Source organism: Nitrospira sp. KM1, from assembly GCF_011405515.1.
GTDB lineage: Bacteria > Nitrospirota > Nitrospiria > Nitrospirales > Nitrospiraceae > Nitrospira_C.
The window spans coordinates 979,343-993,370 of sequence record NZ_AP022671.1 but is presented as its reverse complement, the minus strand read 5'-3'; the positions used below and the strand labels follow the sequence as shown (position 1 = coordinate 993,370).

The following is a 14,028-nucleotide window of genomic DNA, read 5'->3' as shown; positions in this document are numbered from 1 at the left end:
TCCGATCGGCTTGAAGCCGTTAGATTTCCACAACGATCCCGATTTCCACGACCTGGTCGGCGGGGAGATGAAAATATGAACTGGCGCGTTGGGAGATCTTCTCCAAGAACATGAAGAGCCGCTCGCGCCAAATGGCCATCCCGGGTCTGGGAGTGGCCAGGGCATTGATGCGGCTCAAGAAAAACGTGGCCTCAGCGAGCGGAATGGAGACGCCGACCGCCGCGCAATTTGGCAGCACTTTGGGAATGTCCGGCGGCTGCATGAAGCCGTGGCGGACCGTTATGCGAAAGACGTGAGTGCCTAATATCTCGACATGGATCTGTTCGGCGACCGGGAGCGAAGGCACTCTGACAGTCATGACGGTGAGGAAGACCAGGTCCTCATGGACGACCTTATTGTGTCTCACGTTTTGCAGGAGAGCGGGGGGCGCATATTCCGGCGCGGAAACCATATATACGGCCCAGCCATTGACCCGCGCCACGCCATCGGCTCGGATCTGCTCGATGAACGAGGTCAACGAAGGCATCTTGTTCCACAGGTGCCGTGCGACGAGATGCCGGCCTCCACTCCACGTTGTCATTACGAGGATCAGCAGGCAGGCGAGGAGAACCGGCAACCAGCCGCCTTGGGGAATTTTCAATACATTCGCAATGAAAAACCCTCCGTCGATGACGAGAAACGATCCGAGCAGGGCACTGATGCCTGCCACCGGCCAGTCCCATCGCCGCCGGGCGACAATGGTGATCATGATTGTGGTGATGACCATCGTGCCGGAAACGGCAATGCCATAAGCCGAAGCGAGATTGGAAGACGCACCGAAGGTCACCACCAAGGCCAGGGTGCCGACCAGCATGAGCCAGTTGACCACGGGAATATACACTTGTCCGATCTGTTCAGGCGACGTGTACCGGATATCCATGCGCGGGAGAAGGCCGAGCTGGATTGCCTGCTGGGAGAGTGAAAATGCGCCCGTGAGCATGGCCTGGGAGGCGATGATCGTGGCGGCAGTCGCAAGAGCGACTGTCGGCAATAGGAGCCAGGCCGGCGTGAGGAAGAAGAATGGGTTTGCGATCGCTTCGGGATTACGCAGGAGCAGTGCGCCCTGTCCGAAATATTGAAGGAGCAAAGCAGGAAAGACAGCGCCGAACCATCCGATGCGGATCGGCCCCCGCCCCACGTGCCCCATATCGGCATACAAGGCTTCCGCTCCAGTTAATGTCAAGAACACCCCGCTGAGGACGGCAAAACCAACCGCCCCATGATGCCAAAGGAACGAAACGGCAAAATGCGGACTGAGCGCGGCCATCACCTCCGGCGCTTCAATCAAGCCGCGAATTCCCAAGGCGGCGAGCGCCATGAACCAGAGGCCATGATAGGACCAAACAACCGGCCGATGACGCCGGTCCCCCGGTGTTGCGCCGCGAACAAGAGGATCAGGACCACGACGGTGATGGGAACCGTGTAGGTTTGATAGGCCGATGTTCCGACTTCCAGACCTTCGACGGCGCTCAAGACCGACAATGCCGGCGTGATGATGCCGTCGCCGTACACGAGCGCCGTTCCGGCAAGAGCCAGCAAGATGAGGGGATTCAACCGGAGCGGATACGTGGCATGCGGACGATGCCGTTGCGAGAGGGCAAAGAGTGCCAAAATGCCGCCCTCGCCTTCGTTATCGGCACGGAGGACGAACCACAAGTACTTGACGGTGACCACCAGCACCAGCGCCCAGACGATCAACGACAGGATGCCCAGAATGTTGGGCTTCGTGACGGCGAGGTTGAAGCTCGAATGAAAACACGCGCGCAATGCATAGAGCGGGCTGGTTCCTATGTCGCCATACACGATGCCAAGCGCGCTTAAGGCAAGGGCTGCGCGACACTGGGATGACGTCGGGACTACCATAGGTGAGCGAGCGCGTGCCTATCGACAGCACGCGCTGACGTGGTGATGTCGATAAGCAGGCGGGTGAAGATATCCATCGACGCGAGAGCGTCATCGGTGCGAAGCATCTCGATGCCGAGACAATACCTACGCTTTTACCATATGCCACGGGGTTAGACCACCGGCCACGTCGGATTATTGGATCCACGCGTATATGTGCGCCTCGATTTGTTCGATAGCCGGGCGTATGCTTGAGACAAGGCCTACAACGGGCACAAGTTGCTCGGGCAATTAATAAATATCATGTCGACCGTCGGCACTGACCCAACGGTGAAAGGAGGAATGCTATGGGCCGTAAAGGCTTCGGGGCGGGAGTCATGGTCGGAGCGCTTTCAGCGTGGTTGTTCGGTCAATGGATCGCGCCTGCCATGGGCAGGGGAGGAGAGTCGCATGAGTGTATTCCAGCCGAGATCGCCGCCGATTATGTGCATAGTGCGATTCAAGCTGACCGCACGTTTTATACGACCGACGTTGTTGAACGGATGCAGATGAGGGGAACGGTCGTCGCGTCGGAGAATTGGAGAGCGCAGGGAACGCTGCCATTGCCGGCGCAGTTTCTGATGGAATCTGCGCTCCTTATGCGCGGGGAGCGAAATGGGATTCGCGTCCGTTTGCTCAGCAACTGGGCGATCAACAAACGCAATCGGCCCAGCACCGACTTCGAGCGAACCGGGCTTACTGAAATCCTCGTCAATAGTGATCGGCCCCATACCGGCGTGATCACCGAAGATGGCGGACGGTATTTCCAGGCAATCTATCCGGACAAGGCCGTCTCCCAGACCTGCGTCGGGTGTCACAATGCACATCCCAGCAGTCCCAAAAAGGATTTCAAACTACGCGACGTAATGGGTGGAATTGTCATTACGATTCCGCTTGCGGCGCAGGAGGGACGATCGGAATGAGACTGTGTTATGCCGCGGATCTGATTTCTCGCTGCACAACGCATCTGCAGGCAGCGAGGGTACATGCCGTTGGTTTCCCTTGGGCGAGGATTAGCCAAGCCGAAGCTGTGCCAGGGACGCGACGGCATTCCCTCCGGCGATGTCCGGAACGATATTCAGTTCGAGTATCGTGACATCCTGAAGCTCGACGCGATGGTCTTCCGTTTCGATGGTTGAGCCATGCGGATGAAAATTCCACTGCTGCCGCACGATTTCACGGTACGAGCGCCCATGGTCCGGCGACCAGCGGAGGACGTATTCCTGCGTGCGTTCCCGGCCGGTTTCCGAAAACTGCATGTGGATATGGCACAGTCGTTGAGGCAGGTCAAAGAGAAGCCGTATGGTCTGTTCTCCTGGACCGGCGGCGCGCCACCCAGGCGCGCGCCCCGGCAGCAGGGCGGATTCGATGGGATGAGCCGAATCCTCCGACGTGATTTCGACGGTTGCGAGGGTGTCCACATTCAGCCACCTCGCGTCGGATGATAGAGCCTCTACTAAGAGAGCCTCGTTTGCGTCGAGCGGAACGGTTCGTTTGCGCATGACATCCCCTTACGATGGTTCGGTGTGCGAGGAGACCGAAGTTATCTGGAGCCCCCACGATCAGTCTACTGTAGAGGCCATCCTTGTTCTATATCTCGAGGAACGAGGTCGACTGGTGCAAGACTCTGGAGCCATTTATCATACTCATGCAGATCCACGGAGCCAGAGATGGCACAACTGCTCATTGGGACATCAGGGTGGACGTATGCAAGTTGGAAGGGCAAGTTCTATCCCAAAACTCTTCCGAACTCCCGGTACCTGGAGTTCTTCGCCACACAGTTTCCAACGACGGAGGTCAACTATTCCTTCTATCATCTCCCGAAACCGTCGACCTATGGGAAATGGGCAGAACAGGTTTCTGACGAGTTTGCTTTTTCTGTGAAGGTCAGCCGGTTCATCACCCATATCAAACGATTGACGGACGCTGAAGCACCGTGGCATCTCTTTCTCGAGAGCGCGAAGTCGCTCGGGACGCATCTTGGCCCGCTGCTTTTTCAGTTTCCCGCTTCATTCCGACGTGACGACGATCGCCTGGGCCGCTTCCTCGCCATGGTGAGAACGACGGAAGGGAAGGCTGCGCATCTGAGACTCGTGTTTGAGTTCCGTCACGAATCCTGGTTTGCGAACGGGATCTACCGGCTGCTGAGCCGACACGGGTCGGCCCTCTGTATCGGAGATTCAGGGCGCTATCCGCGCAAGGATGTCATTACCGCCGATTTTGTCTACATGCGGTTCCACGGCCGGCACCATCTGTTTGCCTCGAGCTATTCGAAGACTGAATTGGCCGAAGAGGCGAAAAAGATGAAGCGGCATCTTCAGAACGGCTATGACGTCTATGCATATTTCAACAACGATGCGGAGGGCCATGCAGTGCAGAACGCGCGGATGCTGACCGCATTGATGAAGTCTCGGCCCAAATCATGACACATCCAAGTCGCGTAGGTACCAACCGTGGATGGGCCGCCTGGATTGTTTAAGCGGTGAACGGGGGAAGGCGATACGAAGGTGAAGCGGACGACCGGACCGCTGTCATTTTCTTGAAGGTGTATGATTCGTCGCAAATTATCATATTCGTGGCCGAATATACCTTACGTGACCGCAACAGGAACGGATGTTCACTACCAGGGCGCAGAGCGTCGACTGCATCGCCGCCGATCAGCGGATCGGGGCATGTCTGATGCTCTTCGCACAGTTGTGACATCTGATCTCGCCGGAGAAAGCGGGGTATGAATCCATCACGGCCGTTGCCCCGACACGTCGCGGACCGTCGGTTGTGGCACATACAACCGATTCGTGATTTCGCCGGACTGTGCGCCCTTGCGGCTTTGCTTTGGCTATTGTTCGATTTTCGTCAGCTCCTGGCTCCGGTGGTGATCGCGTTCATCGTCGCCTATGTGTGTGATCCCATGCTGCAGGCGGTGACGGCGAGGACCGGCCTTCCCCGTTGGAGTTTGGCATTGGTCCTCACGCTGATCCTGATCTTGGGAGTGGTGCTCTTTTTCACCTGGGTCGGCCCGTTACTCACGGAGCAAATCCAAGCCCTGGCCTCGAAGGTGCCTCAGTACATTGCAACGCTTGAACAACGATACAGCGCGAGGTTTGGGAAATTGAGCGAGCATCTGGCCGCAGTGGCTGAGGGAATTAAGGAAAGCCCGGTCAAGACGCTTTCTCCGCTGTTTACCGGGACGAGTCAGGCCGTGGGCATTCTTGGTGCGATCGTGGTCAGCACGGTCGAAATTCTCGTCGCTGCCATGCTGCTGCCCATCTTCTTCTTCCTGTTCGCATGGCATTTCGACAGCTATCGGCAAGATCTGGACACGGTTCTGGCGAGGCGTCGAGAGCCACGTCTTCGGCGGACGATCCACCGTATGGATGAAGCTGTGAGCGGGTTTGTCCGGGGACGGGCCCTCATCGCGCTCATCACGACGGTGGCATTTGCGATCGGGTGGAGCTGGGCGGGTGTTCCGTATGCCTTGCTGTTGGGGATCATGACGGGATTGTTGACGATCGTGCCGTACCTGGCCATCGCAGGCTGGCCCGTCGCCCTATTGCTCAAGTATGTCGACATGGTGTCATCAGGCGGCGCGCCTGCCTGGTCTGACGTGTTGATCTGGCCGAGTGCGGTGTTTCTGCTGGTAGGCTTTCTCGAAGGGTGGGTTCTCACGCCATGGATTCAAAGCAAGACGATGGAGTTGAGCGCGGTTGCCGTTTTGCTCGCCGTAATGATTGGGGGCGGTGCGGGAGGCATGTTGGGCTTGCTGTTAGCCATCCCGGTAACCGCATGTGGAAAAATTATTTGGGAAGAGTACCGGCCGGCCAATCGTCCCGCACATGTCGTCCATGACCGTACCCTTGATCGCACCTCGTAAGCGATGTACTCGAACGCCAGCCATAGGCTTCTTGAGTCCTGGCTTATGGAATGTCCTAAGGCTCGTAACAAATAGCTCCACTCTTTATCTCGTCTTCTTTCTGCTTTACAAGCTGCCTTCCATTTGAAACTTCGTCCTCTGTTGTCTAGACTCGGTTCCAACCGAAGTATAGAGCTGGTTCCCTCATCGCGTAACCAAAACAGGAGGCGAAACGATGATCAAGATATTGCTGCTCTTGTGTGTTCTTGCTGCGAGCGGATGTTCTTTCGACAAGCCGCTCTGCTTGACAAATTGCGGCGACAAGGTCGAAGCACCGGCGGATCCTTGCGGAAGAGATATGAAAGACAATACTAGGGGATGAGCGAATGGGGCGCCGGTTCGCTATTCCTGGTCATAGCCTCCAAATAGCACAGTCGGCGCGCAATCTCGGCTGACTTTAGCGGGCTAGCTGTTTGAGCCTCGTTCCATCGATCGATCCTGACGGCTTCACCGGCGTCCAACCTGGTTCCCATTCCTGCCGCTCAGAAAAAGGCAGCAGATATATATGAACAGCAAAAGCAGGTAATTGGGAATCAGAATGCCGGGAGTCATCCACTGCCAACCGTTGAACTTCCAATCGGAAACGGGCCATAAGAACGGTGTGGGAAAAAATTCAGATGAATGTGTGGGGATGTCGACCAGGATATGAAGGCCCCAGGCGGCAAGTTCCCACAGTGGTTGCTTTAGGAGCATCCACGTCGTGAAAAATGTCAGGAGGAACACAATGAGACTGTGGGTGACATCATAAAGATGGTGGACATAGCGAGGAATCGAGGACTCCGGGGGTGTGCCATGACTGAAGTCGGGCCTATCGGACATACCAAGTGCGGCAGCCGTCCATAGAATGCCAAACGATAGGAGATCCGGTGCCAGCCCGATGACGAAGGCAAGCCAAAAGCTCCATCGGGTTTTTCGTCCGAAGAGGACTGCGCCCCAGAGGCCGTGAGAGATGATGTCCATGTGGTCCGTGATTTCCTCCGGCCATTGTACGTTCATTTCTCATGCCTATCCAACGCGAGTCCGGTGTCCGATGTCCGACGGACTGCTCCACATAAGTTTGCCGCTGCGGGTCTAACCGAAGGGGTTGAGCCCGACCAACCGCAGACAGACCGAGCGTTCGTGAATCGGCCCGCCAGGAACGCAGCTTCCTCAAAGATTGGCGAATTTGTAAGGATGTCAGGTCTACACACGACTTGTACCGGGAGAGACTGTTCATGCGGATGCCGCCGCGCGCCAGCCTAGATGATGAGAGTTTGACGTGCCGTGCTCCGTTCGCTACCATGCGCCTCCGCCGCGGGAAAATACGAAGCCGGCGGGGAGCTCTCGATGGATGAAGGCCTGCAATCCGATCCGCAACTGTGGGTAGAACAATATGGAGATTACCTGTTCCGCTGTGCCCTCTTGCGGGTGCGGGACCGTGCCGTTGCGGAAGATCTAGTGCAGGAGACATTTTTGGCTGCCCTCCAATCACGAGACCGTTTTGCGGGCCAGTCCTCGGAACGGAATTGGATGATCGGCATTCTGAAACATAAAATCGTGGACCGGTTCCGGAAAGATGTCCGCGAGCAACCGGCAGAAGATTTGAACGAGTTCGTCCGAAGCGGTGAGGACGGCGGGTCTTTTGACCAACACGGACATTGGAGGCTCGATCAAACCGCGCCGATGGATTGGCCCGATCACCCGGGAAATATTCTGGAACGAAAGCAATTTTGGAGTTCTCTGGAACATTGCGTGGCCGGGCTTCCCCCCAAAATGGCGCAGGTCTTCACCTTGCGGGAGGTGGACGAAATCGAAAGCGATGTGGTCTGTCGGATGTTGAACGTCAGTGCATCGAATCTCTGGGTATTGCTGCACCGGGCTAGAAAACAGTTGCGGCAATGTCTGGAAATCAACTTTTTCGGTCGCCGGGAGGTCCATTGAAGCCATGATCGATCAGCGGCAGCCAGAAAGCATAGATCGAAAACAGTGTTTCATGAAGCGGTCGCACGTGCCGCCAGGCACTCTGCTCAAGGACATTTCATAAGCCATGCAGATCGGACCCAGACAGGATATGAAACGCCTTCGACTGTGGATCAGCCCCATTGCCGGATGGCTGATTCGTATCACGCCGACTTGTAAGGACATGACCGAGTTATTATCGCACGCGATGGACCGTCCGCTTCCTCTTGGTATTCGCCTCAGAATGAGGCTGCACTTTCTTATCTGCAAGTGGTGCGAACGCTACAAACAACAGTTATTGTTTCTCCGTCAGGCCGTCCGTCGTCGGCCGGAAATGTTGCACAGTCAAACAGACAATGTTGCTCATCAGCTTTCCTCTGACGCCAAGGACCGCCTTAAGCAAGCCCTTCTCCAAAAGTGAAGTGTCGCGTCTTCAAAGTGATCAGCCTGAATCCGATGGGCACACTGCGGAGTGGCGAAGGCTATTGACTATTGAGGAAGTGTCGGCGAGGCGAGCCCCATTCTTCCATCCGCAGGTGTCAGCCAACACCACATCGACGATCGTCCGCTCTTTACCGACAGCCGGGATACAACAGGTAGGCTGCATCCCGGTTGAGATCGGTGAGTTATTCTTCAATGCTGATGATCGGGCAATTGACGATTACTCCGATCGAACCCCATGGTTTTCCCTCTGGGCCGGATATGCGGCCTGCCATTCCAAGTCTTGCAACCGCATTGAAGTCCGTCTGGAGCAAGGAATTGTTTACTGGCATGGGACGCTGTGTCCAGACCGACGCATGGACGTCCCACATCGGACTGTAGGCAAGGGCCCGCTTCCCGGCTGGGATCTCCTGCACGATGTTCAGTGGATCCCCCTCTCCCAACAGGGTTGAGCTGAGGCCTTGTCGCTGGGGGTTCTGCTTGCCTGTGGGGCCGTTCACGATCGGGGCCAGGCCCGTCAGCGCGGAACTTGGCGAATTCGAACCCTTGTTTGGCAATGCTTTCAGATTCGGTGTGTAGTTCGCTGCTTCGAGCGCCGCGACGGCAGGATCGGATGCGTTGAACGACGTGTAATGCACCCGGCGGCCCTCGAAGAAGCCGTCCGTCATGCGAAACGTGGCCGTCCGCTTCTCCAGATCGATCCGGATCAGCCGGTCATGTTCCCCGCTCGCATTCTTGATCTGTGGTGCATTCAACACGATGCCGTTCGGCAGTTCGATCAACGGCGTATACAGCGCTTCTCCGATGGCACCCGGGGTCGCTTCATTTGGAGGGAATCCAGTCGCGCTGGGGATGACGACGCGCTCCGGAGAGAAGTCCACGCTGCCGAGAACGCGTACGATCCCGTCCCTCATTGCGACTTGTTGTACCGCGAGAGTCCCTTTCCCATTTGCCATTTTAGGGCTGTAGTGAACACCACGGCGTTCGGCATCCTGACGGTCGGATGATTCCGTCACAACGAACCAGACTGTTTCGTTCCCTCTCCGCCCTTCAAAAATGGGAAGAGTGACTTCCGTAAATGCCGCATTCTCAACGGCGCTCTTCAAAAGCAACCGATGACCCGTGCTCGAGCTTTCCGCACTCGCCGTCGAGGGAATTGATGCGGCCGTCATCATCATGGCCATGGCGAGTATTGTACGTTTGATCGTGAACGCGTGTGCTGTCGTCTTCATCGCGGACCTCCTCCTATTGTGAATTGATTGAGCGCATGCCCGTGCATGAGTCGCACCATGTGACGGAACCTTACAGCTTCGGCCAAATGTTGCAGGGATGTGCCGGTTACCTACCGGGAGAGAAAGGATAGGTCGCAGGAGATCGCGTTTTCTTACAACACAAAATGCGGGAGATGTCCCGGGTCTCTTAAACGGCCGGCCGATCGACTGTTCTGAGCGAGAGCAGGAGGAATATACAGAGTCCGATCGTGATGAAGATATCGGCAAAATTAAATATCCCGGTGCGGAACGGACCGATGCCCACGTTCATAAAGTCGATGACCTTCCCATGATGAAGCACACGGTCCAGCAGATTGCTTACCCCTCCGGCCATAATCAAAGTCCAGGCGACAATAAACCCTGCCGGGTGGTTTGACGAACGCATCAAGAAGATGAGCAGCGTAAGCATTCCGATTCCGACTGCCACCTGGAATAATACAATGCGCAACTCCTCCGGAAGGCCGGTTCCGAGGCTCAAAAAAGCACCGGAGTTCTCCACATATTCCAGCCGGAAGGTATCCTGAAACCAGGAAACTCGTGATTCGGCGGCGAGATGATGATGGGCCAGATCTTTCGTGACCTGGTCGCATCCAATACAAGAGAGCAGTACGATCAAGATCAAAAGGTTGCGCTTCCACGACCTCATGTGCGGCATTCTATATGAATATCTGCATGGAACGGTGCGGAAAAAGAGAACACCTGTTGGAATGATTCTGGCCGAGCAAGCTCGCGATCAAGGGTTTGGCAAGCTGTATGAGCATGTAGCCCGCCACGGTGGACTCTCTTCACTTGCCACGCGCAGGCACCCCGACTTCGAAGATTCCGTGGTGCTGGTTCGATCTTACGCAGCGCTCGGCATTCTTCGTCGGTCTGAGGCGGATGACCTCCCTGTCCGCCACTCCGGACTTACGAAGTCCGTTCTTGATTTCGGCGGAAAACCCGGCTTTTTCGACACACCAGCTCCAATCGTAATTTCTCGCGGTGCTGTCAGAGGTGAACTTCAAGTACTGCCACTCGGAGTCTTTGGGGATCGTCACGCGCCCGCCAGGGTCCGTGGCCACTTTGAGTTCTTGAATAGGCGTCGAATGATTCATTGGGTCATATTGAAGGAAGTGGATCGCGGCCTGTTCCACGGGAAGACTCTCCGGATCCAAAACAAGGAAGGTGATGCTCGGTTGTTTTGTCACATAGAGTGGCAGGCATCCGCAGAGCGGTGCCAACAAGCTGAAAGCTAGGAGTATGCGAAGACCTTTCATTGGTTCCTTCCAATCAGAAGTACAAGGGTGACTGTGTCGGTGGTGGCATAATAACCGGATCCGGGGAGCAAGGACACGATAAAGCGACTCAGGCTTCTTCATGGAATTCCCACTCAGCCAAGCTGTCGAAGAATCATATATCAGTACGTGCGATCCACAGTGGAGCGCGATTGAGAGGTCGTGGAAGTGAACGGCGCAACGTCGGCCATTGCTGGAATGCGCCACGCGAACAGCAACGACACCAAGGCACTGATGATGAGGTAGAAGCTCGGAGAAAGCGGATTGCCTGTTTCCTTGATCAGAAACGTGGCGATGAGCGGTGCCGTCCCTCCAAATACCGCGAGTGCGAAGTTATAGCTGATCGAAAGGCCGCTGCACCGACGTCGTGGAGGAAACAGATCAACTACCGTGGCCGGGAGAGGCCCGAAGTACACCGCGATCAAGAACGCGAAAGCCAGTTGACCGAACAGGACATATTCGAATGTGTGATGAGACAAGAGCTGAAAGAGCGGGTAGGCGAACAATACCATACTCGCGGCGCCCACGACCATGATCGGTTTTCGCCCCACTCTGTCTGACAACGCTCCAACGACCGGCAGGAGAACAGCGAGAAACGCCATGCTGATGGTATTAATAATCAAAGCCGACCCCAACGGAAATTTCAGTATGCTGGCGAGATAGGTAATGAGATAGACAAAAACTGTATAGAAGGCCGCCCCGTTGAGCCAGTTCAGGCAGATGGCGGTGATGATTTCTGAACGATGGTCTGCCATGACTTCCTGGACGGGAGAGGCCGCCACCTCTCCGGCCTCTTGGATACCTTGGAAGTCTTTTGATTCTGAGAGTCCGCGTCTCAAGTATAGACCGCAGACGCCCACGACGATCCCCAGCAGAAACGGAAGTCTCCAGCCCCAAGAATAGAGTGCCTCTGGAGCCATATCGGCCGTTAACAATGCGCCGATTCCCGATCCCAGCAGGATGCCGATACAGGTGCTGAATGGTACCCAGCTTCCTATAAAGCCCCGTCGTGCGGGAGAAGCCGATTCGATCAAAAGCGTCATCGAGCCGGTGTATTCCCCACCAACGGAAATGCCCTGGAGCATGCGTAACAGGGTGAGAGCAATCGGAGCGAGGACGCCGATCTGGGCATAGGTCGGAAGAAGTCCCATCAGAAAGGTGGGAATAGCCATCAGCATGACGGAGAGGGTGAGCGACCGCTTTCGGCCGGCAGTGTCGCCGATGTGGCCGAAGATCGCGGCTCCTACGGGACGCATGAGAAATCCGGCGGCGAACACACCGAAGGTGTTGATGAGCGACACGAGATGATTGTCCGAAGGAAAGAACAGGCGTGCAATCACTGGCGCGAAATAACCGAATAACGCGAAGTCATACCACTCCATCACGTTGCCGATCATTCCCGCGACCAACGTTTTGTATAGCGTTGGCATCTTCCTGTTCGCGAGCCTGCAGAACTGGGATTTACGGCCTGCCCCCTGGGTCTAATTGCATAAGACGGCAGGCGGTCAGTTCTTGCAGGGCCTGCTGGGGCTCAACCCTCACAAGCTTGGACTCGTAGCCTCCTGCGGCGGTCCGTGCATAATCCCATTTCAAAAACGTCGTCTGCCCTCTTGCAAAATCAAACCACAGGTTATCGGCATGCTCTTTTGATTTGAGGGACATCAGATAGCGGCCTGGGGGAATGCTCTGGAACGTATATCCGCCAGGATCGATGCGGATCATCTGGTCGAATGCATAAATCCAGTCGGAGGCTTTCGGAGCGTCCGGTCTGGCATCGCGATAGAAATAGACAATCGTATCTGTGGGAGTCGGATGAATGAGATCCTGGAAATATGGTCCTGTGGCGCGGTTGCCGTCACAGCCGCTTGCCTCGGTTAGGCAAAGCACAGCTGCTCCAAGCAGAAGAGCTATGGGGAAAGACTTCAACATCGCTCCTTGCCGAAATCCACACTGGTTGCAGAATCGAGTTCGGCGGCGCGTTCAGCTATCAGCCCAAGTTTGCACGTGAGCGGTTGGTTCACAGAAGCTTCTCGATGGTCAATTGTCAGGATGATCAAGATTAGGGGGTGGAGTGTATCGCAAATGGGGCTGGAGATCCACGCGTGCGCTGCCGTTGCAGTACTGATAATGAAGTGCGTGGGTGCGGTAGTTAGCAGTGAGTTGACAAACCATGGGATAATCTCTGATGGCGTCGTGTCTGAGACACAGCTGCCAACAGCCTGCTAGTTCTTGCCGTTCAGTTCCTGCCATCGCCGATACACGGAAATCCCGTCCGGATCAGACTGATGCGTCATCGGAAGGCGGCGTTCGTTCCATGGTTTGGCAAACTCGCCGTAGAAGCTCGAGAAGGAAATATACTTCCGGTCATCCTGATAGTAGCCGGAATAGTCTTCCCGTTTGGTAATAAATACAACGCGGTCAGGACTGCAATAATACATAGCCGCCAAGCACATGGGACAGGGATGAGCGAGAAGGTAAAATTCTGTCCCGATGAGGTGCTCCGTGTGGAGCGTGGCTGTTGCTTTGCGGATCGCACAGATCTCGGCATGGGCCGTCGGATCGCGTGTCTGTGCGACGAGGTTGACGCCTTCCGCGAGGACGGTTGTGTCTTTCACGATGAGACAGGAAAACGGACGTCCTCCCGACTCAACATTCTCCCTGGCTAACTCAATGGTCCGCTGAATAAAGTTCATGACGACCTCCTGTAGTTCAGACTATGACAAAGCGTAAGCAGAATAAGACAGTTTGTCCAAGAACGGACAAGCAGTCCCTGGAACATTCCCCTAGATAGTATTTTTACAGCGCCATCGATCAATGAATGGGAATCGCAAGTTATGGGAAAATAAAGGATACTCGAAACCTTCTCAGTCATCTTCGTGAAAGCTACCCAAATAAACAATCTGGTATCTCGTTTGCCAATGACAATTGCCAATGATGCTTGAGAGTCGTTCACAACTGCAATGGATGCAATTGTAGAGGGAGGGACTCATGACAGCATATGCTGTGGAATCCATTGAATCTCGCATTGCATGGTGTCGTCAGCAAAAAATGCAATCCCAAGCCAGTCCGGAGTTGGAAAGATGGGATGCTGAAGAAGAAGGCTTGAGGGATGCTCTTCTCAACAAGGACCATACGAATAAGTACAAGACATCGACTTCAGCCGTCTACGCACGATACATGATGGGACTGCAGGACGGTTTGGCTTTGATCCGTGCAGCAGCTGCAAACAGGTCAAAGAGTTTCGGTTAATAATAGGTACGTTCATTGACGTGTC

Annotated in this window: 13 protein-coding genes and 1 pseudogene; 5 read left to right on the top strand and 9 right to left on the bottom strand. The window is 55.4% G+C overall.

The window, feature by feature from the left end:
- Positions 1-19: 19 nt before the first annotated feature.
- Positions 20-1,902, bottom strand: a pseudogene (locus W02_RS04685) (potassium transporter Kup).
- Positions 1,903-2,228: 326 nt separating this feature from the next.
- Here W02_RS04685 and W02_RS04680 point away from each other — a divergent pair.
- Complete coding sequence (locus tag W02_RS04680; protein ID WP_173045272.1) at positions 2,229-2,843, top strand: DUF3365 domain-containing protein; 615 nt, start codon at positions 2,229-2,231, stop codon at positions 2,841-2,843.
- 90 nt (positions 2,844-2,933) lie between these two features.
- Here the strand turns inward: W02_RS04680 and W02_RS04675 are convergent, their stop codons facing one another.
- Positions 2,934-3,422: a hypothetical protein gene (locus W02_RS04675; RefSeq protein WP_197742139.1), complete on the bottom strand. Its 489-nt coding sequence runs from the start codon at positions 3,420-3,422 to the stop codon at positions 2,934-2,936.
- 168 nt (positions 3,423-3,590) lie between these two features.
- Between W02_RS04675 and W02_RS04670 the strand changes: the two genes are divergently transcribed.
- Positions 3,591-4,346, top strand: a complete 756-nt coding sequence (locus tag W02_RS04670; protein WP_173045270.1) for a DUF72 domain-containing protein — start codon at positions 3,591-3,593, stop codon at positions 4,344-4,346.
- 302 nt (positions 4,347-4,648) lie between these two features.
- Positions 4,649-5,791, top strand: coding sequence for an AI-2E family transporter (locus tag W02_RS04665; RefSeq protein ID WP_173045268.1), 1,143 nt, complete (start codon positions 4,649-4,651; stop codon positions 5,789-5,791).
- 486 nt (positions 5,792-6,277) lie between these two features.
- Here W02_RS04665 and W02_RS04660 read toward each other — a convergent pair whose 3' ends face one another.
- Entirely contained in the window at positions 6,278-6,826 is a 549-nt protein-coding gene (locus W02_RS04660) for a metal-dependent hydrolase (RefSeq protein WP_232068648.1), read from the bottom strand.
- Between the two features lie 330 nt (positions 6,827-7,156).
- Here W02_RS04660 and W02_RS04655 point away from each other — a divergent pair, with 330 nt between their 5' ends.
- Positions 7,157-7,750 (top strand): sigma-70 family RNA polymerase sigma factor, encoded by a 594-nt coding sequence (locus tag W02_RS04655; protein ID WP_173045266.1) that lies wholly within the window; start codon positions 7,157-7,159, stop codon positions 7,748-7,750.
- Positions 7,751-8,394: 644 nt separating this feature from the next.
- Here W02_RS04655 and W02_RS04650 read toward each other — a convergent pair.
- From W02_RS04650 to W02_RS04625, 6 genes are all read right to left on the bottom strand, one after another.
- Positions 8,395-9,441, bottom strand: a complete 1,047-nt coding sequence (locus W02_RS04650) for a hypothetical protein (protein WP_173045264.1) — start codon at positions 9,439-9,441, stop codon at positions 8,395-8,397.
- 187 nt (positions 9,442-9,628) lie between these two features.
- A complete protein-coding gene (gene lspA, locus W02_RS04645) occupies positions 9,629-10,126 on the bottom strand; it encodes a signal peptidase II (protein ID WP_173045262.1) in 498 nt (165 codons plus the stop codon).
- 139 nt (positions 10,127-10,265) lie between these two features.
- Positions 10,266-10,736: a hypothetical protein gene (locus tag W02_RS04640; RefSeq protein WP_173045260.1), complete on the bottom strand. Its 471-nt coding sequence runs from the start codon at positions 10,734-10,736 to the stop codon at positions 10,266-10,268.
- Positions 10,737-10,876: 140 nt separating this feature from the next.
- Positions 10,877-12,184: an MFS transporter gene (locus tag W02_RS04635; protein WP_173045258.1), complete on the bottom strand. Its 1,308-nt coding sequence runs from the start codon at positions 12,182-12,184 to the stop codon at positions 10,877-10,879.
- A 31-nt stretch (positions 12,185-12,215) separates the two neighbouring features.
- Positions 12,216-12,683 (bottom strand): hypothetical protein, encoded by a 468-nt coding sequence (locus W02_RS04630; RefSeq protein WP_173045256.1) that lies wholly within the window; start codon positions 12,681-12,683, stop codon positions 12,216-12,218.
- Positions 12,684-12,976: 293 nt separating this feature from the next.
- Complete coding sequence (locus W02_RS04625; RefSeq protein ID WP_173045254.1) at positions 12,977-13,447, bottom strand: nucleoside deaminase; 471 nt, start codon at positions 13,445-13,447, stop codon at positions 12,977-12,979.
- Positions 13,448-13,742: 295 nt separating this feature from the next.
- Here W02_RS04625 and W02_RS04620 point away from each other — a divergent pair, with 295 nt between their 5' ends.
- Positions 13,743-14,003: a hypothetical protein gene (locus W02_RS04620; RefSeq protein WP_173045251.1), complete on the top strand. Its 261-nt coding sequence runs from the start codon at positions 13,743-13,745 to the stop codon at positions 14,001-14,003.
- Positions 14,004-14,028 lie beyond the last annotated feature (25 nt).